18 protein-coding genes are annotated in these 22,046 nt (G+C 56.6%); 5 read left to right on the top strand and 13 right to left on the bottom strand.

What is annotated here, in order from left to right; all coding sequences use genetic code 11:
* Window positions 1-37: 37 nt before the first annotated feature.
* From AC2FH9_RS08505 to AC2FH9_RS08485, 5 genes are all read right to left on the bottom strand, one after another.
* Complete coding sequence (locus AC2FH9_RS08505; RefSeq protein WP_496871239.1) at window positions 38-577, bottom strand: helix-hairpin-helix domain-containing protein; 540 nt, start codon at window positions 575-577, stop codon at window positions 38-40.
* 39 nt (window positions 578-616) lie between these two features.
* Window positions 617-1,603 carry a fatty acid desaturase gene (locus tag AC2FH9_RS08500; RefSeq protein ID WP_496700554.1) on the bottom strand — a complete coding sequence of 329 codons (987 nt, stop codon included), beginning with the start codon at window positions 1,601-1,603 and terminating at the stop codon, window positions 617-619.
* Between the two features lie 165 nt (window positions 1,604-1,768).
* Window positions 1,769-3,232 carry a ribosome biogenesis GTPase Der gene (der, locus tag AC2FH9_RS08495; RefSeq protein WP_142633070.1) on the bottom strand — a complete coding sequence of 488 codons (1,464 nt, stop codon included), beginning with the start codon at window positions 3,230-3,232 and terminating at the stop codon, window positions 1,769-1,771.
* Window positions 3,233-3,280: 48 nt separating this feature from the next.
* Window positions 3,281-4,603 (bottom strand): PQQ-like beta-propeller repeat protein, encoded by a 1,323-nt coding sequence (locus tag AC2FH9_RS08490; RefSeq protein WP_142633068.1) that lies wholly within the window; start codon window positions 4,601-4,603, stop codon window positions 3,281-3,283.
* Window positions 4,604-4,641: 38 nt separating this feature from the next.
* Window positions 4,642-5,313, bottom strand: coding sequence for a hypothetical protein (locus tag AC2FH9_RS08485; RefSeq protein ID WP_142633066.1), 672 nt, complete (start codon window positions 5,311-5,313; stop codon window positions 4,642-4,644).
* Between the two features lie 225 nt (window positions 5,314-5,538).
* On the opposite strand from AC2FH9_RS08485, the gene AC2FH9_RS08480 reads away from it, so the two are divergent.
* Together AC2FH9_RS08480 and AC2FH9_RS08475 are read left to right on the top strand one after the other, a co-directional pair.
* Window positions 5,539-6,771 (top strand): efflux RND transporter periplasmic adaptor subunit, encoded by a 1,233-nt coding sequence (locus AC2FH9_RS08480; protein ID WP_496871238.1) that lies wholly within the window; start codon window positions 5,539-5,541, stop codon window positions 6,769-6,771.
* Window positions 6,768-10,547, top strand: coding sequence for an efflux RND transporter permease subunit (locus AC2FH9_RS08475; protein WP_496871237.1), 3,780 nt, complete (start codon window positions 6,768-6,770; stop codon window positions 10,545-10,547). Before AC2FH9_RS08480 ends, AC2FH9_RS08475 begins: the two co-directional genes overlap by 4 nt.
* Window positions 10,548-10,579: 32 nt before the next feature.
* On the opposite strand, the gene AC2FH9_RS08470 is transcribed toward AC2FH9_RS08475, so the two are convergent.
* From AC2FH9_RS08470 to AC2FH9_RS08460, 3 genes are all read right to left on the bottom strand, one after another.
* Window positions 10,580-10,984 (bottom strand): DUF2147 domain-containing protein, encoded by a 405-nt coding sequence (locus AC2FH9_RS08470; protein WP_496692368.1) that lies wholly within the window; start codon window positions 10,982-10,984, stop codon window positions 10,580-10,582.
* Between the two features lie 51 nt (window positions 10,985-11,035).
* Entirely contained in the window at window positions 11,036-12,841 is a 1,806-nt protein-coding gene (locus AC2FH9_RS08465) for an ABCB family ABC transporter ATP-binding protein/permease (RefSeq protein WP_142633058.1), read from the bottom strand.
* A gap of 77 nt (window positions 12,842-12,918) precedes the next feature.
* Window positions 12,919-14,175, bottom strand: coding sequence for a LysM peptidoglycan-binding domain-containing protein (locus tag AC2FH9_RS08460; protein WP_496871236.1), 1,257 nt, complete (start codon window positions 14,173-14,175; stop codon window positions 12,919-12,921).
* 126 nt (window positions 14,176-14,301) lie between these two features.
* On the opposite strand from AC2FH9_RS08460, the gene AC2FH9_RS08455 reads away from it, so the two are divergent.
* Window positions 14,302-14,865, top strand: coding sequence for an LOG family protein (locus AC2FH9_RS08455; RefSeq protein ID WP_281994432.1), 564 nt, complete (start codon window positions 14,302-14,304; stop codon window positions 14,863-14,865).
* A gap of 36 nt (window positions 14,866-14,901) precedes the next feature.
* Here AC2FH9_RS08455 and AC2FH9_RS08450 read toward each other — a convergent pair whose 3' ends face one another.
* From AC2FH9_RS08450 to AC2FH9_RS08440, 3 genes are all read right to left on the bottom strand, one after another.
* The gene (locus tag AC2FH9_RS08450) at window positions 14,902-15,354 is read right to left on the bottom strand and encodes a host attachment family protein (RefSeq protein WP_142633052.1); all 453 of its coding nucleotides are present in this window, start codon (window positions 15,352-15,354) and stop codon (window positions 14,902-14,904) included.
* A gap of 209 nt (window positions 15,355-15,563) precedes the next feature.
* Window positions 15,564-16,445: a metallophosphoesterase gene (locus AC2FH9_RS08445; RefSeq protein WP_496871235.1), complete on the bottom strand. Its 882-nt coding sequence runs from the start codon at window positions 16,443-16,445 to the stop codon at window positions 15,564-15,566.
* A 4-nt stretch (window positions 16,446-16,449) separates the two neighbouring features.
* Window positions 16,450-17,049: a superoxide dismutase gene (locus AC2FH9_RS08440; protein ID WP_142633050.1), complete on the bottom strand. Its 600-nt coding sequence runs from the start codon at window positions 17,047-17,049 to the stop codon at window positions 16,450-16,452.
* Between the two features lie 102 nt (window positions 17,050-17,151).
* Between AC2FH9_RS08440 and AC2FH9_RS08435 the strand changes: the two genes are divergently transcribed.
* A complete protein-coding gene (locus AC2FH9_RS08435; RefSeq protein WP_496871234.1) occupies window positions 17,152-17,913 on the top strand; it encodes an FkbM family methyltransferase in 762 nt (253 codons plus the stop codon).
* 102 nt (window positions 17,914-18,015) lie between these two features.
* Window positions 18,016-18,414, top strand: a complete 399-nt coding sequence (locus AC2FH9_RS08430) for a hypothetical protein (RefSeq protein WP_496871233.1) — start codon at window positions 18,016-18,018, stop codon at window positions 18,412-18,414.
* Between the two features lie 42 nt (window positions 18,415-18,456).
* Here the strand turns inward: AC2FH9_RS08430 and AC2FH9_RS08425 are convergent, their stop codons facing one another.
* Together AC2FH9_RS08425 and AC2FH9_RS08420 are read right to left on the bottom strand one after the other, a co-directional pair.
* Window positions 18,457-19,023 (bottom strand): sarcosine oxidase subunit gamma, encoded by a 567-nt coding sequence (locus AC2FH9_RS08425; protein ID WP_496871232.1) that lies wholly within the window; start codon window positions 19,021-19,023, stop codon window positions 18,457-18,459.
* Window positions 19,016-22,030, bottom strand: a complete 3,015-nt coding sequence (locus tag AC2FH9_RS08420; RefSeq protein WP_496871231.1) for a sarcosine oxidase subunit alpha family protein — start codon at window positions 22,028-22,030, stop codon at window positions 19,016-19,018. The genes AC2FH9_RS08425 and AC2FH9_RS08420 overlap by 8 nt, the downstream gene beginning before the upstream one ends.
* Window positions 22,031-22,046: the final 16 nt, after the last annotated feature.

Below are 22,046 nucleotides of genomic sequence, written 5' to 3'. Positions count from 1 at the left end.
TGCGCCGGTCCTGAGAAAATCAAAAGGTGGAGGAGGTCTACTTCTTCGCCTTTTTCTTATCTTTTTTCTTACTCTTCTTCTTGCCGACTTTCTCTTTGGCGTCCTGTTTCTTTTGATCTTTTTTCTTGTCGTCCTTTTTGGACTTTTTATCCTTTTTGGCTTTGGCTTTCACCTTGTCCTTTGCCTTTGAGAATGCGGCCTCCATTTCCAGCAGCTTTTTGGCAGCTTTCTCAGCCTTGGCTTTTGCCTTGGCCTTTTTTCGCGCTTTGGCTTCAGCAGCGGCTTTCTCTTCAGCAGCCTTCTGGGCGGTTTCCTCAGCCCGCTTCCGGGCGGCGGCAGTAACGCCCTTCCGAGCAGCTGGGCGCTTGGATGCCGCGCGCGCAATCGTGGTTTTGGCTGAAACAGCTGCTTTCGCCGCCGCTATAAGAACCGGTGCCCGTGCCACACCAATGCGGGGAACTTTGACGAGCTCTGCGGGTTTCGCGCTCGCAAGGTCTTCTGCGGTCTTGAAGCCATTGGCAATCAACGCTTGCCCAAGCACCTCGCCTACACCCTTTACATCGGTCACTGCGGTCATCAGAGTTCCTTTCCTTCTCACATCGGGCCGGAATACCGGCTAGCTGCTATGGGCCAGCCCCCGGGATTGATCCTTAGGAGGGAAAGGCACAAGCCGTTTGGTGTCCTCATCCCAAAGTTTCAGATTCAAAGCCGCTACCGCCTCGGGGAATTTGATCCGGCGCGGCGTATATTCGGACGGCAGGTTATAGTGGCATTCCCGCAGCCGGTAAGACGGGATGCGCGCGTTGAAGTGGTGTATGTCGTGCAATGTGATGCAGGCCACCGCATTATCAAACCACCAGCCGAAATCCAGCGCCGACGACCCCTGCAGCGCGGCCAATTTCGGATCCAGATCTGGGCGACGGTCCCAGTATGTGTCTTCGAAATTATGCTGAAGATAGACTAAGAAAACTCCCAGCATCCCGCCAAGGAAGGAAAAGGCCACCCAAACCAAAATACCGGTCGCACCGGCGATCAGATACAGCAGGCCCAGGAAAATCAGGATCGACAGGTTGTGCAGCAGCACGCCTTTGACGCCGAACCGCACCGTATTCTTGGGCCAGCGGTAGCGAATGAAATAAGTAAACAGTGCTCCGACCGGTACCAGCACAAACGGGTTGCGGTATAGGCGATAATACAGCCGCGACCACCAGTTCGCCGCATTCCATTCCCTCACGGTCATGGTATGAATTTCGCCGGTCTCACGATGTTCCAGATTGCCGATGCCGGAATGATGCAGGTTGTGGTTTTGCTTCATCACTTCGAATGGAGCGAAAGTGAACGGGGAAAGCCCATGCCCTGCCCATTCATTCTGTGCACGCGTTTCAAATAGCGAATGATGCCCGCAATCGTGCTGCAGCACGTAAAGGCGAACAGCGGAAAACGCGAAAACCACCCCGGCCGGCATCATGACATACCAGCGGTCCACATAGATGATGGCTAATGCCAACGATGAGAAATAAACCGCGAAAGTCCCAAAGTAGCTGATCGCGGCCAATCCATTATCCTGAACCGCGTATTGACGTGTGTATTCTCTCAAATCCATTCCGTCGGCTCCCCACAATGGCCCGTTGCAATGTGATTCTAAAAATGGGTGCGGTCTTCCCGCAAACAAGCGACACGCTTGGAAACAAAAGCGCGCCAGCGAATGCTAGCGCGCCATCAAAGGGCTGTCACGCCCCGAGATGAAAAATGCAACAGATTGGCGCAGTTACGCGCGTCCCTTCAAATGTTTGGCCAAGGCACCTGCGTTTTTCTTACGCCGTCCCTTATAAGGGTTCTTGTCTCCCTGTCCGCGCAAGGTCAGTCGGATGGGGGTCCCGGGCATATCGAAACTCTCACGCAGGCCGTTGACCAGATAACGGTTATAGCTTTCAGGCATCTTGTCGGGGTGCGAACACATAACCACGAATCCAGGGGGGCGGGTTTTGGCCTGAGTCATATACCGCAGCTTGATCCGGCGACCCTGCGGCGCTGGCGGCGGGTGCTGTTCCAGCATTGCGATCAACCAACGGTTCAAAGCAGCAGTCGGCACACGTCGGTTCCAGATATCATGGGCGCGTAGGATAGCAGCTCGCAGGCGCTCAAGCCCCCGCCCTGTTTTGGCCGAAACCGTGACCAGTGGCGCGCCGCGCAACTGCGGCAGAAGACGTTCGAACGATTCTTTCAGATCGCGCAGTTTTTCCTGCTTGTCCTCTTCGATATCCCATTTGTTAATGGCGACAACGACGGCTCGGCCCTCGCGTTCGGCCAGATCCGCGATGCGCAGATCCTGCTGTTCAAACGGAATCGCCGCATCCAGCAACACCACCACAACCTCGGCAAATTTTACTGCACGCAAACCATCCGATACAGAAAGCTTCTCGAGTTTTTCCTGTACCTTGGCTTTTTTGCGCATCCCCGCCGTATCGAAGATCCGCATCGGCGTGCTTTCACCCTCGGGGTCGGCCCAGTCGATCCGCAGGCTGATTGCATCGCGTGTGATCCCGGCCTCGGGTCCGGTCAACAAGCGATCTTCGCCAACGATCTTGTTGATCAGGGTGGATTTTCCAGCATTCGGGCGACCAACAACGGCAACTTGCAACGGCTTGGCGTCGGTGATCAACGGGGTTACGGCTTCGCCGTCTTCATCAAGCTCGATATCAGTCACGGGCGCTTCTTCGATCGCTTTTTCCGCAGCAGCATCCGCCAGAGGCATCAGATGTGCGTAAAGATCGGTCATCCCTTCGCCATGTTCACCCGACAGGCGGACCGGCTCGCCCAGACCCAGATTATAAGCTTCGAGCACACCGGCATCAGCCGCCGAACCTTCGGCTTTGTTGGCCGCAAGGATCACGTGTTTCGATCGTTTGCGCAGAATCTCGGCAAACATCTCATCTGTGGGCGTCAACCCCACACGCGCGTCGATCATGAACAGGCACACATCAGCCATGTCCACGGCGCGCTCGGTCAGGCGTCGCATCCGGCCTTCAAGGCTGTCGTCTGTCGCATCCTCAAGACCCGCCGTATCAATAACGGTAAAGCGCAGATCGCCCAGACGCGCTTCGCCTTCGCGCAAATCGCGCGTAACACCTGGCTGGTCGTCGACCAATGCCAGTCGTTTGCCGACGAGGCGGTTGAACAAAGTGGATTTGCCCACATTGGGGCGCCCCACGATAGCGAGGGTCAGGGACATGATACTCAACTTTCAAGACTCAGACGCGCCCTTTAGCGCATCTTGTCGTCAACGGAAAGCGTGCAGTTCACCTTTGGTCGAAACGACGTACAAGGTTTGCCCGGCAACAACTGGCGCCGTAGTGGCACCGCCGGGAACCTCGACGCGGTGAACCAGCGTGCCGTCGAGCGGGTTATAGAACCTTAGATAACCATCGTTCGATGCAACAACGATACGCCCACCAGCCATGATCGGCCCGTAATGCGCATAGATTGCGCCACGCCGACCGGGCTTGTCCTTGACGAATCCAGGCAAGTCCTGCGCCCACACAATCGAGCCATCCGAGGCATCCAGACGCACCAACTGACTGCGATCACTAATCAGGAAGATGCTGTTTCCAGCCGGCCAAACCGTATCAACGGCGCCTTCATCCGCGGTCCATCTCCGCTCACCCGAAGTGGAATCGAATGCCACGGTGCGGCCTGAATGGTTGCCGATATAGATGGTATCGCCGACCACCATCGGGCCGCCTGTTACGTCAACGATCTGCGCTGCGGCGCGCCCTCGACGCCCACCAGCAACCGACGCGTTCCAGCGGCGAATACCACCTCTGCGGAACGTTGCAGCTATATCGCCCGAGCCAAATGCAAACACCGAGAAATCCGAGGCAATCACCGGCGCAGGCGCGCCCAATACATTGCCAACGCTTGGGGTGCCCTGAACCTGCCAGAGGATGCGCCCATCTTTTGTATCAATCGTCCATCCGATTTCATCTCCGGCGACAAGATACAGCAGGCCATCATTGATCAGAGGTGAGCCGCTGCCCGTAGCATTCAGGCGCTTTTGCCAACGAATGGCACCGGTTTTGCCATCCAGAGCGGTCAGGCGACCAAAACCAGAAGACACATAAAGAACGCCATTAGCATAGGCCAATCCACCGCCAGTTGCATCTGAATCTCCGTCGGTGCCAGGGATTAGATCTGTACTCCAGGCAACCTGCCCCTGCGGTGAGACCGCTGAAACGGTCGCTCCGGAATCCAGCGTGTAGACCAAACCACCTGCAACGACCGGCTCGGCCGTGATGCGCTGCTTGCGCGAATCTCCATCACCGATCGACGTTGACCACAGTTTCTGTGGAGTATTACGCAAAGAGGCATTTGTCGTCCGATACGCAGCGGTTCCCGGGCTTTGTGACCAGTTGGCATTGGCCGTCTGGGCAGGAAGGCTGATCGGCTTGGCTCCCTGGGTCTCAACCGTTTCATTGTCGGATGTGGGTCGGATGTCCTCACGAGCTCCGGGCAGGATGACCTCGGGCTCCTGACAAGCCGCCAGCAATGTCAGGGAAACAACCGCGACCGGCAACCCAATACGGGGGAAGAGACTAATCACCATGATACTCCGAACTTGCCTGTCATTTATTTTCTACCGGTTCAGCTTTGCCGTGCGACCAGCGGTTCCGGTTCACCACCCAGCGCAACAATCAACTGTGTTGCGCGTTGCTGCAGATCTACGCCGATTTCAGCGTCCTGCCGCATTGCCTGCAAACGGGAAATGGCGGCATCGACTTGACCTTCGGACACTTCGATCAGTGCCAGTTGCTCCTCTGCCAGCAACCGCAATGGGGCTCCCGGCACGGCCAGCGCTTCGAATTGCTGACGTCGGTCTGCTACCGGCATTGTCTCGCTTTGCAGCAGCAAAGCCTTGAAGGTCGCGATGGCCCGGTAAATTTCAGGCAGATCACCCTGAACCGCAATGGCGTTCAGACTCTCAACAGCGCCCTGCCCGGACTCGATTTCGGTCTGCGAGGCAGAAAGCAGCATCTTTACAATCGCATCTCCACCGGGTGTTGGTGCAGGTACCAAGGCAAGATCATCGGCACGATCGGCGGACTCATTCTGTGCCATAGCGGCCAGAATCGCATCTCCCAGATCCTGTGCCTGACTGGTTGCGCGCGCCTTGCGTAGTTCGTTGAACGCGGCACCACCAACGATCAGAACAACCGCCACTACGCCAACCCAACCCCAACGGCGCAAAAGCAAGAACAGACGGTCGCGGCGCACCTCTTCGGTCACCTCATCAATGAAACTGTCGACGTCGCTCATCCCTGCTCCCCGGGCTTGTGTTCTGTGATATTGGGCAATGTCATACCCCGCTGCCATTGCCAAGCCAAGGGTCCGATTTCATACAATTCCCCCACCTGCGGATACCCTTGCAGAAAAAAGTGAACCGAACTATTCAGTTTAGTGTGGAAAAGATGAGGCCCCGCCCCCATTTCTAAGCATGCGCGCCGAGGGACAGTCGGCAAAGAATTCTGGGAGAGACCCTGTATGCGTTTGATTTCATTCGTAAACGCCTTTTTGGTGATTGTTGCCTTATTCTATTTGGTATTCGAAAGGGATGCATTATTAGCATTCGCCGGCCGCGATGATTCAAATTCGGGCACTACGTCCGAGGCAGAATCTTCTGAAATTCCCGCAGAGGATCGGCACGTAATCCGTGTAGTTGCACAGCGCTCTGTCGCCCGCGAAGTAGACAGTGCAGTGACTCTGCGTGGACAAACCAGAGCAAACCGCGAGGTCGAAGTTCTGGCCGAAACGACGTCAACTGTCGTATCAGAACCCAAGCGCAAGGGCAGTTTTGTCGAAGCCGGTGATTTGTTATGTGAGCTGGATCCAGGCACCCGTCCGGCAAGCCTGGCCGAAGCAGCAGCCGCCAAGCTTGAAGCCAAAAGCCGGGTGCCCGAAGCCGAAGCGCGTCTGCTGGAAGCACATGCGCGCGTGGCCGAAGCCGAAATCAACTTGAAAGCCGCACGAAAGCTATCAGAGACCGGTTTTGGGTCGGAAACCCGCAGGATTTCCAGCGAGGCAGAAATGAGTACAGCCCAGGCTGGTATCAAAAGCGCCGAAGCCGGGCTGGAAGCAACACGTGCCGGTATCGAAGCGGCATCAGCCGAAGTCGAGGCCGCCGAACGTGAAATCGAACGCCAGACGATCGAAGCTCCATTCAAGGGTCTGTTAGAAAGTGACACAGCTGAGCTTGGAAGCCTTATGCAACCAGGGTCGCTGTGTGCGACTGTGATCCAGTTGGATCCAATCAAGTTGGTCGGGTTTGTTCCCGAGGCAGATGTAAACCGGATCATCGTAGGGTCCGAGGCTTCGGCCCAGCTGATCTCGGGGCTTCAGGTCTCTGGGCGGGTCACCTTCCTTAGCCGGTCGGCCGATGAGACCACCCGGACCTTTGAGGTCGAGATTACCGTTCCTAACCCCGACCTGACAATTCGGGACGGTCAGACTGCAGACATCCGAATCTCGGCTGAAGGGACCAAGGCACATCTGTTGCCTCAGTCCGCACTGACGCTGAATAACGATGGAAAAGTTGGTGTACGGACCGTTGGAAATGGGAACATTGTGGATTTCCTGCCGGTCACTTTGTTGCGCGACACTTCCGAAGGTGTCTGGGTCGACGGGTTGCCGGAAACGGCGGACATCATCATTGTCGGGCAAGAATTCGTGACTCGCGGCGTGATGGTTGAACCAACTTATCGGGATGCAGTGCAATGACCGGAATAGTAAGCTGGGCCGCTGGCCGAGCCCGAATGGTTCTGGCATTTATCGCGATTTCCTTGATCGTAGGTGGATACGCCTATGTTGGCCTGCCGAAAGAAGGTGAGCCGGATATCGAAATCCCTGCGCTTTTCGTCTCGGTTCAGTTCCCCGGCATTTCCGCTGAAGACTCGGAAAACCTGCTGGTCAAGCCGATGGAAACCGAGCTGGCTGATCTGGACGGTCTCAAAGAAATGACGTCGACGGCTGCCGAAGGCTATGCCGGTGTCGCGCTGGAATTCGATTTTGGATGGGACAAGACGGCGATCATGGCCGATGTCCGCGACGCCATGAACAGCGCCCAGGCCGATTTTCCTGAAGGGGCTGAGCAATATACCCTGACCGAGATCAACTTTTCTGAATTCCCGATTGTGATTGTCAATCTGACCGGGGCTGTTCCTGAAAGAACAATGGCCCGTGTCGCCAAAGATTTGCAGGATGATCTGGAAGCATTGGATTCCGTGCTTGAGGCAGGGATAGCTGGCAATCGAGACGAATTGCTAGAGGTGATCATCGACCCGCTGCGGCTGGAAGCGTATAACGTTACCGCCGCCGAGCTGATCAATGTTGTTCAGAACAACAACCAGCTGATCGCCGCTGGTGAGGTAGAAACCGATCAAGGCACCTTCTCGGTCAAGATCCCTTCGTCTTTCAAGACTGCCCAGGACGTGTATGACCTACCCGTCAAGGTCAATGGCGACCGCGTCGTGACCATGGGCGAGCTGGCGCAAATCAACTATACTTTCGAAGATCGCGAAGGCACCGCCCGCTTCAACGGCGAGGCCACCGTGGCACTGCAGGTCGTCAAACGCAAAGGCTATAACCTGATCGACACGGTCGACGAGGTCAAAGCCTCTATCGCAGCGGCCCAATCCAAATGGCCAGCCGAGATGCAGGCTGCGATCAAACTGGGCACCTCGAACGACCAGAGCCGGATCGTAGGGTCGATGGTCAGCCAGCTTGAGGGTTCGGTTCTTACCGCTATTGCGCTGGTTATGATTGTCATTCTGGCCTCGCTTGGGACCCGTGCCGCCCTGCTGGTGGGTTTTGCGATTCCAACCTCATTCCTGCTGTGCTTTGCATTCCTTGCGGTGATGGGGGTCAGCATTTCGAACATCGTCATGTTCGGTTTGATTCTTGCGGTCGGAATGCTGGTCGACGGGGCCATCGTGGTGGTTGAATATGCCGACAAGCGGATCAACGAGGGCGTGGGTCCCATGCATGCCTATGTCGAAGCCGCACAACGGATGTTCTGGCCGATCGTATCCTCGACAGCTACGACATTATGCGCCTTTTTGCCTATGCTCTTTTGGCCCGGCGTTCCGGGCGAATTCATGGGGATGCTGCCAGTTACGCTGATATTCGTTTTGTCGGCGTCGTTGATCGTTGCATTGATCTACCTGCCCGTGATGGGCGGCGTTTCAGGCCGCCTCAGCCGCGTGTTTGACCGGTCGTCGAACTGGCTGAGGGCGCGAACAGCCTGGTGGGTTCGGGCAGCGATGGTTCCCCCGTCGTTATACCTGATCTTCCTGGGGGCGATGCAGACACTGAACCCGGACTACCTGGTCGATTCAGGTAGTTCGGTTCTTGGAATGATCCTGTTCATGCTAGGTGCGTTTGCCGGGTCGGTCACCCTTAGCGCGGCAAAAATCGAACGCGCCCCGGTTGAGCATGTGCAGACCAGCCGCGAACACACACGCTTTGGGCATGTGGTGAAGTTCCTTGTGGGCAACCCGGTCATGCCGCTTGTGTCAATCCTTGTGATTGGCTTCGCCGTGTATTTGGTCATGACGGCATTTGGGGAAAACAACCGCGGAGTTGAATTCTTCGTTGAAAGCGAACCAGAGCAGGCCACGGCCTATGTCCGTGCGCGCGGCAATATCTCTTTGGCCGAAAAGGACCAGATGGTACTCGCCGCAGAAGAGATTATCAGTGCGCACCCGGCTGTTATCAACGTCTTTGCATTCGCTGGTGAAGGTGGTTTGGACACCGGTGGACCCGGTGGCCAATCCCCGGCTGATACCGTTGGTCAGGTTCAGTTCGAGATCATCCCTTGGGAAGACAGACCGAACGTCTCGGAACCGATTTTCGGAGGATTGTTGGACCGGCACACAGTGGCGCCAGACTATGACGGCGACTATGTTCTGGAAGAGTTGAACCGGGAGCTTGCGCAGCTACCGGGGATCATCGTTGAGACCTTGCCGCTTGAGCAAGGGCCAGGCTCTTCCAAACCTGTCCATCTGCGGATCAAGGCCGATGGCTGGCAAGAGCTGACATCAGCCACTTTGGCCGCACGTGAGGCATTCGACGCCACCCCGGGCCTTATTAAGATCGAGGACACGCTGCCCCTGCCCGGTATCGATTGGCAGATTGACGTTGATGTCGCCAAAGCAGGCCGGTTTGGCGCAGACGTAGCCACCGTCGGTGCGATGGTACAGCTTGTTACGCGTGGCCTTTTGCTGGGCGAAATGCGCCCGGACAACGTGGATGATGAAATCGAAATCCGTGTTCGCCTGCCTGATCAGGATCGTGTCTTGTCAACGCTTGACACGCTCAAGGTCCGCACGGTCGATGGTTTGGTGCCACTGTCCAACTTTGTCTCGCGCAAACCAGTCGCCAAACTGGCCGAAATCAACCGTGTCGATCAGGAACGTTATTTTGACGTGAAGGCGGATGTTGAGCCCGGCCTGAGCAATGTTGTGGTCACAGGACCGGATGGCGCCGATCAAAGATTGGCAGTGGTGCGCGAACTCGCAGAGGATGAAAGCCCCACAGCTAGCGCATTGGCATTTCCCGATGGCACTCAGTTCGAACTGATCATGCTGACCGAGGCAGAAAGCACCGATGCTTTGCGCACACTGATCGAATCCGGTGACGCGCGCACCAGTCTGATTAACCCGAACGAACGGATTGTTGTGTTGACTGAATGGCTGGAAACCGATCCTTTTGGCAGTTCCGTCAGCTGGACATGGACAGGTGATCAGGAGGATCAGGCCGAATCCGGGGCGTTTCTTGTGAATGCCTTTATGGGCGCGTTGGGGCTGATGTTCGTTATTCTGCTCGCGCAGTTCAACTCGTTCTACAATTCGATCCTGGTTCTGCTGGCCGTGGTACTGTCCACAACAGGTGTTCTGATCGGTATGATGGTGATGCAACAGCCCTTCTCGATCATCATGACAGGAACGGGTATTGTGGCTCTGGCTGGGATCGTGGTGAACAACAACATTGTTCTGATCGACACCTATCAGGAATATAGCCAGTACATGCCAAGGATCGAGGCGATCATACGCACTGCCGAGGCACGCATTCGTCCGGTTCTGTTGACCACACTCACCACGATGGCTGGCCTTACCCCGATGATGTTCGGGCTGTCGCTGGACTTTATCAACGGCGGGTATTCGATCAACAGCCCCACAGCGCTGTGGTGGAAACAGCTGGCAACCGCAGTTGTCTTTGGCCTTGGTATCGCGACGGTACTGACGCTGATCGTGACGCCTTCGCTTTTGGCTATGCGGGTCTGGGTGACAACCTATGCCATCTGGTTGGGTAAGATTTTGGCTCGCGCCACAGCGGGAAAATCCAGCCAGGTGGCGCTGGATATGGCCATCGGTAAAGCCGCGATGAATGCTCAGGCAACCGAAATGGTCTGGGATGATGAGCTGCGTACCGACGATCCGAGCGCTGACAGTTCCGGGAAAGAACCGACCGGTTCACCGCTGAAAGCAGCCGAATAAAGAGCAACAGGGTTGGGCAATCCAGCCCTGTTTTACTCGCGCGTCCAGGTTTGATGCGCACAAATGTGATGTTCACACCCTTTGACCATCAGAGTGTCACCCTTCAGCGTCATTTGCGGAACTGCATCAACATCCACTAACGGTACCCAGAATTCACCCCCGCCATATTTACCACCGCCTTGGCTGCCGACATCCCAGAACAGTTTCTTTCCGATATTCGGCGTCTGTACTGCTTTTCCGCTGGCGTCATATGCAGATAAAATCTGACCACAGAACTTGTCACCGCAGGCTGTAATTTTGATGTCAGAGACGAGGTTCTTCCGGTCCGGCTCGGTCTTCCAAATTCCGATGATGGGGTCTCCAAGCGCATAGACCGGTGTAAGTGTGGCAACTGCCGCTATGGCTGGCACAATGAACTTGCGGAAATATTTATGCATAACAAAACCTCAGATGAGTGATCTGTAGTGTAACATAGTTTGGGCCGCCTATCAGGCCGCCTGCATATCCGATTGCTGGCGATTCCAAAGCTGGGCATAACGCCCCTCACGTTTCAGCAACTCATCATGCGTGCCTTGCTCCAGGATTTTGCCACGCTCTAGCACTACAATACTGTCTGCCTCGGCGATTGTGCTCAGGCGATGGGCAATCGTCAGAACCGTACGCCCCTCGCCCGCATGGGCCAAAGCATCCTTGATGTCTTGTTCGGTATCTGTGTCCAGCGCCGATGTCGCCTCGTCCAGCAAAAGGATCGGCGGGTTTTTCAGCAGCGTTCTGGCAATACCGACCCGCTGCTTTTCCCCACCCGACAGCTTTAGCCCGCGCTCACCGACTGTGGTGTCATAGCCTTCGGGCAACGTAACTATGAAATCGTGGATCTGGGCAGCCCGGGCGGCGGCTTCGACATCTTCCTGCGTGGCCCCGTCGCGTCCATAGGCAATGTTATAGCGAATGGTATCGTTAAACAGCACGGTATCCTGCGGCACCACTCCGATTGCCGCGTGCAGGCTGGTCTGCGTGACGTCGCGCACATCCTGCCCATCAATTTTCAGCGCACCCCCGGTGACATCGTAGAACCGGAACAGCAACCGACCGATGGTGGATTTACCCGACCCCGTCGCACCCACAATCGCTACGGTTTGGCCCGCAGGAATGGTTAGGGAAACACCTTTGAGAATTTCCCGCTCAGCATCATATCCGAATTGTACATCATGCAAGGTAACCTCACCCCCTGTTACATCCAGATCCGGTGCATCGGTCTTGTCGACCACTTCGGCGGGTTGTTCCAACAGGTCAAACATCTGGCCCATATCGACCAGAGATTGGCGGATTTCCCGATACACCGTACCCAAAAAATTCAGCGGTACGGTAATCTGGATCATATAGGCGTTGACCATAACGAAATCGCCCACGGTCAGCGTCCCGGCCTGCACCCCAATGGCTGCCAAGACCATTACACCGATCAATCCGCAGGTGATCAGAAAGGACTGCCCGAAATTTAGAAACGCCAGAGAATACGCCGTCTTGAGAGCCGCCCCCGCATAGGCTTTCATTGACACATCATACCGTTCAGCTTCACGCGTTTCGGCATTGAAATACTTGACGGTTTCAAAATTCAGCAGGCTGTCGATGGCGCGCTGGTTCGCCTCGGTATCCTGATCATTCATCTCGCGGCGCAGTTTCACGCGCCACTCGGTCACCGCAAATGTGAACCAGATATACAGCGCGATCGTTGCCGCGACGACCACCAGATACCAGACATCAAACAGCCACATCAGAATGATCGCAACAAGCAGCAGTTCAAGGATCAAAGGCCCGATGGAAAACAGCAGGAAACGCAAGAGGAACTCGACCCCTTTTACGCCGCGCTCGATAATACGGCTCAGACCGCCCGTGCGCCGCGTCACGTGATAGCGCATCGACAACTGGTGGATATGCTGGAAAGTTTCCAATGCCAGTGCGCGCAATGCCCGCTGCCCGACAGGAGCAAAGGCCGCATCCCGCAACTGCTGCAAACCAACAGTCATCATGCGCGCGACACCATATGCCACCGTCAACCCAACAGCACCCAGCGCAACGGGGGGAACGCCCTCGCCCGCCAGGCTATCAACCGCGCCTTTGTACAAAATCGGGGTGTAGACCGCGATCAACTTGGCCAGAACCAACATGCCCATTGCAATCAGAACGCGGCGCTTAACCCAGGGTTCATCCTCGGGCCAGAGATAAGGCGCAACTTTCCGGATTGTACGCCAGCCAGAGCTGCGCGCGTCCAATTTTGGGATATTGTCGGAATTCATCGGGGCTACTCGTCTCTTCACGTACCGGAACTGCGGTCAGAGAGTGCCCCTGACCCCGGAAGGTCAGAGGTACAGGATTATTCCGGAATGGTGAATACCTGCCCCGGATAGATCAGATCCGGGTCGCGGATCGCGCCTCGGTTGGCTTCGAACAGTTTGACATACAAGACACCATCGCCAAATCGTTCCCGAGAGATAGCCCAAAGCGTATCACCCTTTTGTACTGTAACCGAACGGATGGCCGGTGTTTCCTGAGAGGGTGCTGGCCCATCGTCCACTTCGGCCACGCTCAGAACTTCTAGAGGCTCACGCTTGAACGGGGTTTCCAGACGGCTTTTAACCGTGCCGTCCGAGGCAACCTCATCCACACGCAACGTATACACACCGGGATCAATGCCTTCGATCTCGCCGCGCCATTTTCCATCATCCGTGGGCTGCATATCAGCGACCAGTTGGTTGTCCAGGTACACGCGTACCGCGGAACCATCAGCCACGCGGCCGGTCAGCTCGACCTCACCCGTGTCTGAATACCCGATCGTATCCAACGCGACCTGATCAGGTTCGGTGCTCTGAGGCGTCGCAGGTTGGACAAGCTCGACCCCGTCTTCCCCCGATCGCAGGATCGCAACCTGTTGTCCTTGCGTGGAATCTGCCGTTTCTTCAGAAGATGTGTCGCCGGTTTGAGCGACCTGCCCCGCCTCGGTTTCATCGCCGCCTGCGGATTCGTCGGCTAGGGTGGTTTCCGCCGTATCAACCGATGCGACCTCTGGTTCGGGTTCAGGCAAAGCCGCAATCAGATAGTCATCAGAGCGGACCGGTTGATCGACCCCATCGGTTTCCAGTGTCAGACCGCGTGCGGCCGTGGAAAACGGGATCGACACGAATTCGGCAAACTGCCCGCTGTCATCAACGGTAAAGCTGTGAACTGCCTCACCGTCCAGCAATACCCGCACCTTGGCGCCGGGTTCTGCATTTCCGGACAGAACAGCATTCCCGTCAGGCTCCACGAAGATCTGATCCAGGGCCGGAGGCGTAACTTCGGCAACATTTTCAGCCGGTTCAGCGGTCTCGTCAGCCTCTTCGGTCGGCGCCTCGGCTGCTGCCATATCCGTATCAGTCGCAGCATCGGCCTGCGCGGTTTCCTCGGTGTCAGAGGCAACAGAGGTGCTCTCGGAGGCATCCTCAACCACATCTTCCTGCGCTGTTGGGTCGAGAGGCGTGCCGTTAAACGCGCCGGAAAAATATGCGCCGCCGACGCCCAACAGAACCAGCAAACCGGCGATCACCCCCCAGGTGAAAGATCTGGGGCTCTCGCTTCCCGAATTGGAATCCATACTCTTCCTTTCACTCCGCAGCGCAAATGCCTTATCTACAACGCATTCTGCCTGACGGTTGAGCCAATCTATCAATACCGCTATCACGGGTCAAAACCCCAGATACAACCCCGGAGAACCCTCCCGATGTCTCAGAAATCCGTCTGTGTGTATTGCGGGTCACGCAATGGCGCCCAAACCAGCTATTCCGACGCCGCCCGGTCCTTTGGCCAGCTTCTGGCGCAGGAGGACTGGCGACTGGTCTATGGTGCTGGCGATGTGGGCCTGATGGGCGAAGTTGCGCGTGCGGCGCAATCCGCCGGAGGCGACACATTCGGCGTAATTCCCGTTCACCTGTTAAAGCGCGAGGTCGGCAAGACCGACCTGACGCGTTTCGTGATTACCGAAACGATGCACGAGCGGAAAAAGGTCATGATCATGAACGCCGATGCCGTGGTCGTCCTGCCGGGTGGTCCGGGTTCACTGGACGAATTGTTCGAAGCCCTGACATGGCGACAGTTGGGTCTGCACGACAAGCCCATTCTGGTCATGAATGTTGATGGATATTGGGATGCCCTGCATGATCTTGTGCAGCAGGTCATCGGCCAGGGATTTGCGGACACATCTCTGGCCGATTTCATAACGTGGGTCGACAGCCCGGAAACGGCGATGTCGACCCTGAGGGCGATGCTGGTCCCGCATAAGGGCTAGTCGGGCAGTATGGTCCGTCCGCAGATCGCCGGATACTCAACTGGCCGGTTTTAGACGGCTGATCAGAACCTGTTCCACTTTGTTCAGCGGGTGGTTGGTCAGGGTCTTATCAACCTCGGCAACCACTTTCCTTAAGACTTCGCTGTGCAGGCGGCGACGCAGAAGGCCCAAAACATGGGGGCTGGCGACCAAAACCAGGCGTTTATATGCCCCCTTCAAACCTTTGCGATTCAACAGGTTAGCCACATCCTGCACGAACAAAGACTTGGCCTGAGATTTCCACTTGGGTTCTTCGACCGCTGATTTCTGATTTGGGCCATTGTCCGAGCGCCGCCCCGCCCGATCAGAGGGCCTAGCGTTTGGGACATCGCTTTCTTCGACCGAGACAACCACCAGATTGGGGTCTTCGGCATCCGTGATATTCTCCATGAACAGCGCCTTTTCCCCGTCGGCGATGACAATCCATGTTCCCTGCGTTAATGCGACCATTGTGATCTCCTGATTTGGTTTTTCTGAGACCATCCCTCGGGTTTCAGGCACGGCTAACCGTTTGTGCAGCTTTGTTTTTCGCCGCGCCGCCTGTGTTTTTTGCAAGTGATTGGCGGCTCTCTCCTCCGCTCCCTTTAAGGTAGGCACTGCGCGCCATCTTACAATCCGGCCGGGTACCGAAACTGCCGCTATAGGCGGGTTTTCACCGGTCAGAAGGACAGTTCGATGACCGTAATCTCGGGCGTTACGCCAAAACGGACGGGCAGGATCGAACATCCGATGCCCCCGGACACCACCAGATCACGATTGCCTTCGCGCACATGCCCATAGGCATAGCGATTGCCGAATTTCGAGGGCACCACCGGCGACCAGCCAAGCAGCCGTACCTGCCCTCCATGAGTATGACCTGACAGGGTCAGGGCCACGCGATCAGGAACTTTGGGGAAGATATCCGGTTCATGCGCCATCATCACCACCGGGGCATCATCCGTGATCTGCCCAAGCGTCGCAGGCAGGTCATCCAGCCCTTGGTATCGACCATTGCCCGTATGAATCGCCAACTGATCTTCGAGGCCTGCAAGCCAAATCCCGGCACCATCCAGTTTGAAGGCCTCGTTTGAAAGCACCCGGATACCATTCCGCCTCAGCGCATCTCCGTACAGATTCGGCCCGCCCCTGCGCTTTTGGGCTGACCGGTCATCCCACCAATCGTGATTTCCCAGAACCGCATAGACACCGTGCTTTGCCTGCAACCCGGACAACACCGGCGCCAGATCGGCAATTTTAACCGGTTGTATATTTATCCTGTGCCCGGCGGCATAGTCACCCAACAGCAGGATAAGGTCAGGTGATAGAGCGTTTGTGCGCCGAACGATCTGCTGGACTCTTTTCAACCCCACATAGGGCTCACCCACATGCAGATCAGCCAGCACCGCGATCCGCAGCGGCGGTGCGGTCCAGTCCGCGCGCCGGATCCGCCACTTACGAACACGCAGGCGCAGCGCGGGTTCGATGAAAAAACCATACGTGGCAGCAAAAAGGCCTGCCAGCATCACTGCCAGCAGGCCCTTTATGAACCCTCTACGGGTCACTGGATCACATCCGCGAAGCGACGTTTTCCCAGTTCACCAGATTGTCGAGGAAGTTCGACAGGTACACCGGACGCTTGTTGCGGAAGTCGATGTAATAGGAATGCTCCCACACGTCGCAACCCAACAGAGCAGTCTGACCAAAGCACAGCGGGTTCACGCCGTTTTCGGTCTTGGTCACTGCCAACGAACCGTCCGCATTCTTGACCAGCCACGCCCAGCCCGAGCCGAACTGACCGGCACCAGCTGCGCTGAACTGCGACTTGAACTCGTCAACCGAGCCAAAGCATTCGACCAGCGCCTTTTCCAGCTCGCCAGGCATGGCGTTGTCGCCGGGGCCCATCATCTCCCAGAACTGGTTGTGGTTCCAAAGCTGACTGATGTTGTTGAAGATGCCGTTTTGCGCGACGGCATTTGCGTCGTAGGTGCCGGTGATGATCTCTTCCAGCGACTTGCCGTCCCACTCGGTACCGGCGATCAGCTTGTTGCCGTTGTCGACATAGGCCTTGTGGTGCAGGTCGTGGTGAAATTCCAATGTTTCGGCGGACATGCCCTTGGCTGCCAGCGCGTCGTGTGCATAAGGAAGATCAGGAAGTTCAAAAGCCATCTCGGCCCCCTGTTGAAAATGAATGTTGCGGTTTCCAAAGGTTAAATGCTTTGGCAAGTGCCGCAGGTCAAGGGCAGAGATCATAAAACCCGGAGGTCCGCGATGCTAACTCAGGCGCGCAAGATGTTTTACCGCGCCCGCGGATACTATGCGGGCAGCCTGAATGGCGAGCCTTTCCGGCTGGATCCCTACCACTCGAAGTTCTGGCGCAAGGCCTCGGCCGGCGCCTGGGAGCCCGAGACTTTTGCCGTGCTGGATAGATATCTAACGCCGGACAGCGACTATCTGGACATCGGGGCATGGATCGGCCCAACGGTGCTGTACGGTGCCCGCAAAGCCCGCCACGTATGGTGTTTCGAACCGGACCCTACCGCGTTTCGGCATCTGGCGTGGAATCTGGACCTGAACGACATTCGCAATGTTTCGGCATTTGGCGTCGCATTGTCGGATCAATTCGGCGTGGCCCGTATGGCATCCATTCGCGGTGAACCCGGGGATTCCACCAGTTCACTGTTGCATGACGGGGTGCATGGGATAGATGCATTGACCATCGAGTGGGATCAGTTCGAGGCCGTAAATGACCTATCGGGTGTATCTCTGGTCAAAATGGATATTGAGGGGGCTGAGTTTTTTGTACTGCCGACGATCCTGCCCTGGTTGAAACGGACGCGACCCACTCTGTACCTCTCACTCCACTCACCGCTTTTGGCTGAAGAGGACAGACATCAGCGGACATACGACCTGCTGAACAGCCTCTCCTTTTATTCTAAAATTACTGACGAAACCGGACGCCCGCTGGATGTTCAGAAAGCGCTCAGCCCAACGGAAATGACACGATACCATACGGTTTTATTTACTGGGTAGTAATGCGGCCATTAGCCCTGTCGAAGTAGGTGTTTCCCCACTTGCAACCCAAGTGTGAGCTCGTAGAAGTGCGCCCACGGATTAGTATGAAGGATAACAAAAATGAAAGCTTCGCTTTCGGCGATTGCTGCGATGATCGTTTCCGCGCATTCAGTTTTAGCTGGTACTGTCGAATACAAATGTGAAATCACGAAGCCGGACGGCCACGGCTGGATCGCGCCCGAATATTTTTTTCAAGTAGATACTGACACGCGTGAGGCCAAAGTTGTCAGCGGCCATCACGATTGGACCAGCGCCCAACTTAAAGTGAAAAAAATTGGCGAATATCGCTTGCTTTGGAACGTCACCCTCCGGTCAAGCGAAGGACAAAATCTGCGCATGAAATATCAGGCAAATCTTAATTCAGCAAAAAACACTGTCAAAGTTCGCGCCAGTTTTGCTCATATAAGCGCTGCCAACAAGCCATATGGATCCGGAGTCTGCAGCGTATTCACCAGGTAAAGAAAGCCCCGGTGTGACCGGGGCTTTTTAGTTCACTTCGGTTCAGTAAATCCCGACGCCGCTGCCGGGCTGCGCCGCAACTTTAAGCAGTTTGAACACGTAGTCTGCGGTTGACCGGAAGCAGACGACGCGGAGAGTTTCGGCGTCATCCATCCAGAACGCACCGGCAACCTGCGCCAAGCGCGAACGGCGGATTTGGCCGGGTTGGAAGGCGTCAGCCGACAGATCTACCGGAGCCAGTTTGCCCAGAACTTCGCGAGCGTTCGCGCCCGAGATGCTGAACACCGCGCGGGCATCCGAGACGTTGACCGCCAGGGCATGCACACCGCTCAGCGCGTTGGTCATCGCGGCCAGTTTGGCCTCGACCTCGGCATATTGGACAAGCACAAGCAATTCGTCGGTGGACATCCAGCAAACACCGCTGTCTCCGTCGACAAATGCCTCGCGCTGGCCGGGTACTTTCTGGCCGGTGGCGTCTTTGACGGCCCTGGCCAGAACCTTGTCGGACAGGTCGCCGCGCAGGGTGATCATGCCCTGCAGGCCGCATTCTTCAACCTTGGCGATGCCCTCATAGCTGGCGTGGTTCAGTGCGCTGATGGGTTCAGACATTCTGCTTCTCCCCGTCCTTGTCGAAGAAGATCGGATCCACGATCTTTGCTTTGTAGGATTTGCCATCGGTGCCGGGGAACTCGACAATCTCGCCCATGCGGTCAGGACCATGCTTGATCAAGCCCATGGCGATGCCTTTGCCCAGATTGGCCGAATAATAGGTTGAGGTCACACGACCGATCATGTTGCGCTGACCGTTGGCGTTGACACCCTCGCCCACTGCGTAAGCCCCATCCGGGATGACAGAACCATCCACAGTCTCAAGACCCACCAGTTTCCAGCGCTCTGGATCGGCCATGTGGCTGCGCGAATGGGCGCGTTTGCCAAGGTAATCCTCTTTCTTTTTCGACAGCGCCCAATGCAGCCCCAGATCCTGCGGGATCACGGTTCCATCGGTTTCGTCGCCGATCATGATAAAGCCCTTCTCGGCCCGCAGGATGTGCAGACATTCAGTGCCATAGGGCATCACGCCGAATTCCTTGCCTGCATCCATCAGCGCATTCCAGAAGGCCTGCCCTTGTGATGCAGGGACGGCGATCTCGTACGACAGCTCACCCGAGAACGAGATGCGATAAGCCCGGCAATCAAAGTCGCCGATCTTGCCATCGCGCCACTCCATGAAGTGCAGCGCCTCTTTCGACACATCCATGCCGCCGAGCTTTTCAAGCACCTTGCGGGCGTTGGGGCCAACAACGGCGACCTGCGCATATTGCTCGGTCACGTTGGCAACATAGACTTTCCAGTCCCACCATTCGGTTTGCAGCCATTCTTCCATGTGACCGTGGATACGTTCGGCCCCGCCGGTGGTGGTGTGGCACAACCATGTGTCTTCGTCGATCCTGGCAACAACACCGTCATCGATCAGAAAGCCATTTTCGGAACACATCAGGCCATAGCGGCATTTGCCGATCTTCAGCGTAGACATCATGTTGGTGTACATCATGTCCAGGAACTTGCCTGCGTCCGGCCCTTTTACGATCAGCTTGCCCAGGGTCGAGGCATCCAGCAGACCGAGGTTCTCGCGGGTGTTTTTCACCTCACGGTTCACGGCGTCATGCACGGATTCACCCGGACGAACATAGGCATAAGTCCGGCGCCAGTGGCCGACCGGCTCCCAATCGGCGCCGTTCTTGTCGTGCCAGTTATGCATCGGAGTCTGGCGGATTGGCTGGAACACCTCACCACGTGCCTCACCGCCGATAGATGCCATTGAAATTGGAGTGTAAGGCGGGCGGAACGTTGTTGTTCCAACCTTCGGGATTTCGGAGTCCAACGCATCGGCTAGGATCGCCAATCCGTTGATGTTACTCAGTTTACCCTGATCCGTTGCCATGCCCAGAGTGGTGTAACGCTTGGTATGTTCAACGCTCTCATACCCCTCACGCGCGGCAAGTTGCACGTCCGAAACTTTGACGTCGTTTTGGAAGTCCAGCCAGGACTTCATCCGCAGTTGAATATCCGCGTTCGCAGGCATCAACCAGACCGCAGCCATAGGTGCCTCGGACGTAGTTTCCCCGACAGGCGCTTTGGTGCGTTTGGTTTTGAATCCAGCCGCTTTGGCTGCGGCCTTACCGGCTGCATCGGCATCGGCCAGCACATCGCCCAGCGCCATCGGGCCATTCGATGCCCCGGCGGCCACGACGAACCCTTCGCCATCGGCCCCAAGCGGGGGTCGTGCAGGATCCGGCCGGAAATGCGCATTGGCATCGTCCCAGATCAGCTTGCCGCCGCAATGCGACCACATATGCACGACCGGAGACCAACCGCCCGACATCGCAACCGCATCGCATTCCACCTCTTCACGGGCGCCACCGATGCCGTCCTGATTGCAGATGGCAACTTTCTTGACGCGTTTGCCGCCTTTGACTTTGGCAATAGCCTTGCCCACATCGACGCGGATACCCAGTTGGCGCGCCTCTTCAGCCAGAGGGCCCGAGGTAGCCCTTGCGTCAACCACACGCAAGATATCCACACCGGCCTGTTTCAGGGTGATCGCAGTCCGGTAGGCGTCGTCATTATTGGTGGCCACAATCACCTTTTCACCGGGTGTCACACCCCAGTTCACGACATAGTCCCGCATGGCCGAGGCCAGCATGACACCTGGCACATCATTGCCCGCAAAGGACAACGGACGCTCAATCGCTCCGGTAGCAGTCACGACCTGTTTCGCCCGAATACGCCACAGACGATGGCGCGGGCCCTGTGCACCAGGCTTGTGGTCTGTCAGGCGTTCATAGCCCAGCACATAGCCATGGTCATAGACCCCTGCACCCATGCAGCGATTGCGCAAGATGACGTTGTCCATTGTTTCAAGTTCGGAAACAATTTGTTCCACGAACTTATCCACAGGCTCATCATTGATTGTGCCGCCATCAACTGGGGCACGGCCACCCCAATGCGCGGTCTGCTCAATCAACATGACCTTTGCACCGGACTGAGCGGCCACTTTGGCAGCCTGCAAACCGGCCACACCGCCACCGATCACCAATACATCGACGAAGTTGTAGAAATGCTCATAGGTATCCGCATCACGGCTGTCCTTGTCGGGGGCTTTGCCCAGACCGGCAGATTGGCGGATGAACGGCTCGTAGACATGTTTCCAGAACGGCTTGGGATGAATGAACATCTTGTAATAGAAGCCAGCCGGCAGGAACCGCGACAGGTGCGTATTGATCGCACCGATATCAAATTCCAGGTTCGGCCAGTGGTTCTGAGAAATCGAGGTCAGACCGTTGAACAGCTCGGTCGTGGTGGCGCGCTGGTTCGGCTCGAACCGATTGCCCTGCCCCAGACCGACCAGAGCGTTGGGTTCTTCCGCACCACTGGCGACAACACCACGCGGGCGGTGATACTTGAACGAACGGCCCATCATCATCTGATCATTAGCCAGCAAGGCCGAGGCAAGCGTGTCGCCTTCGTAGCCCTGCATCGAAGTGCCGTTGAAGGAGAATGTGACCTGTTTCGACCGGTCAATCAGCCGGCCTTGATTTGCGAGACGGGTGCTCATGATGCGGACCTTTCGC

This window comes from Ruegeria sp. CDSC081, assembly GCF_059610485.1.
The sequence above is the reverse complement of the archived record's forward strand: the minus strand, read 5'-3'. Positions and strand labels throughout refer to the sequence as shown.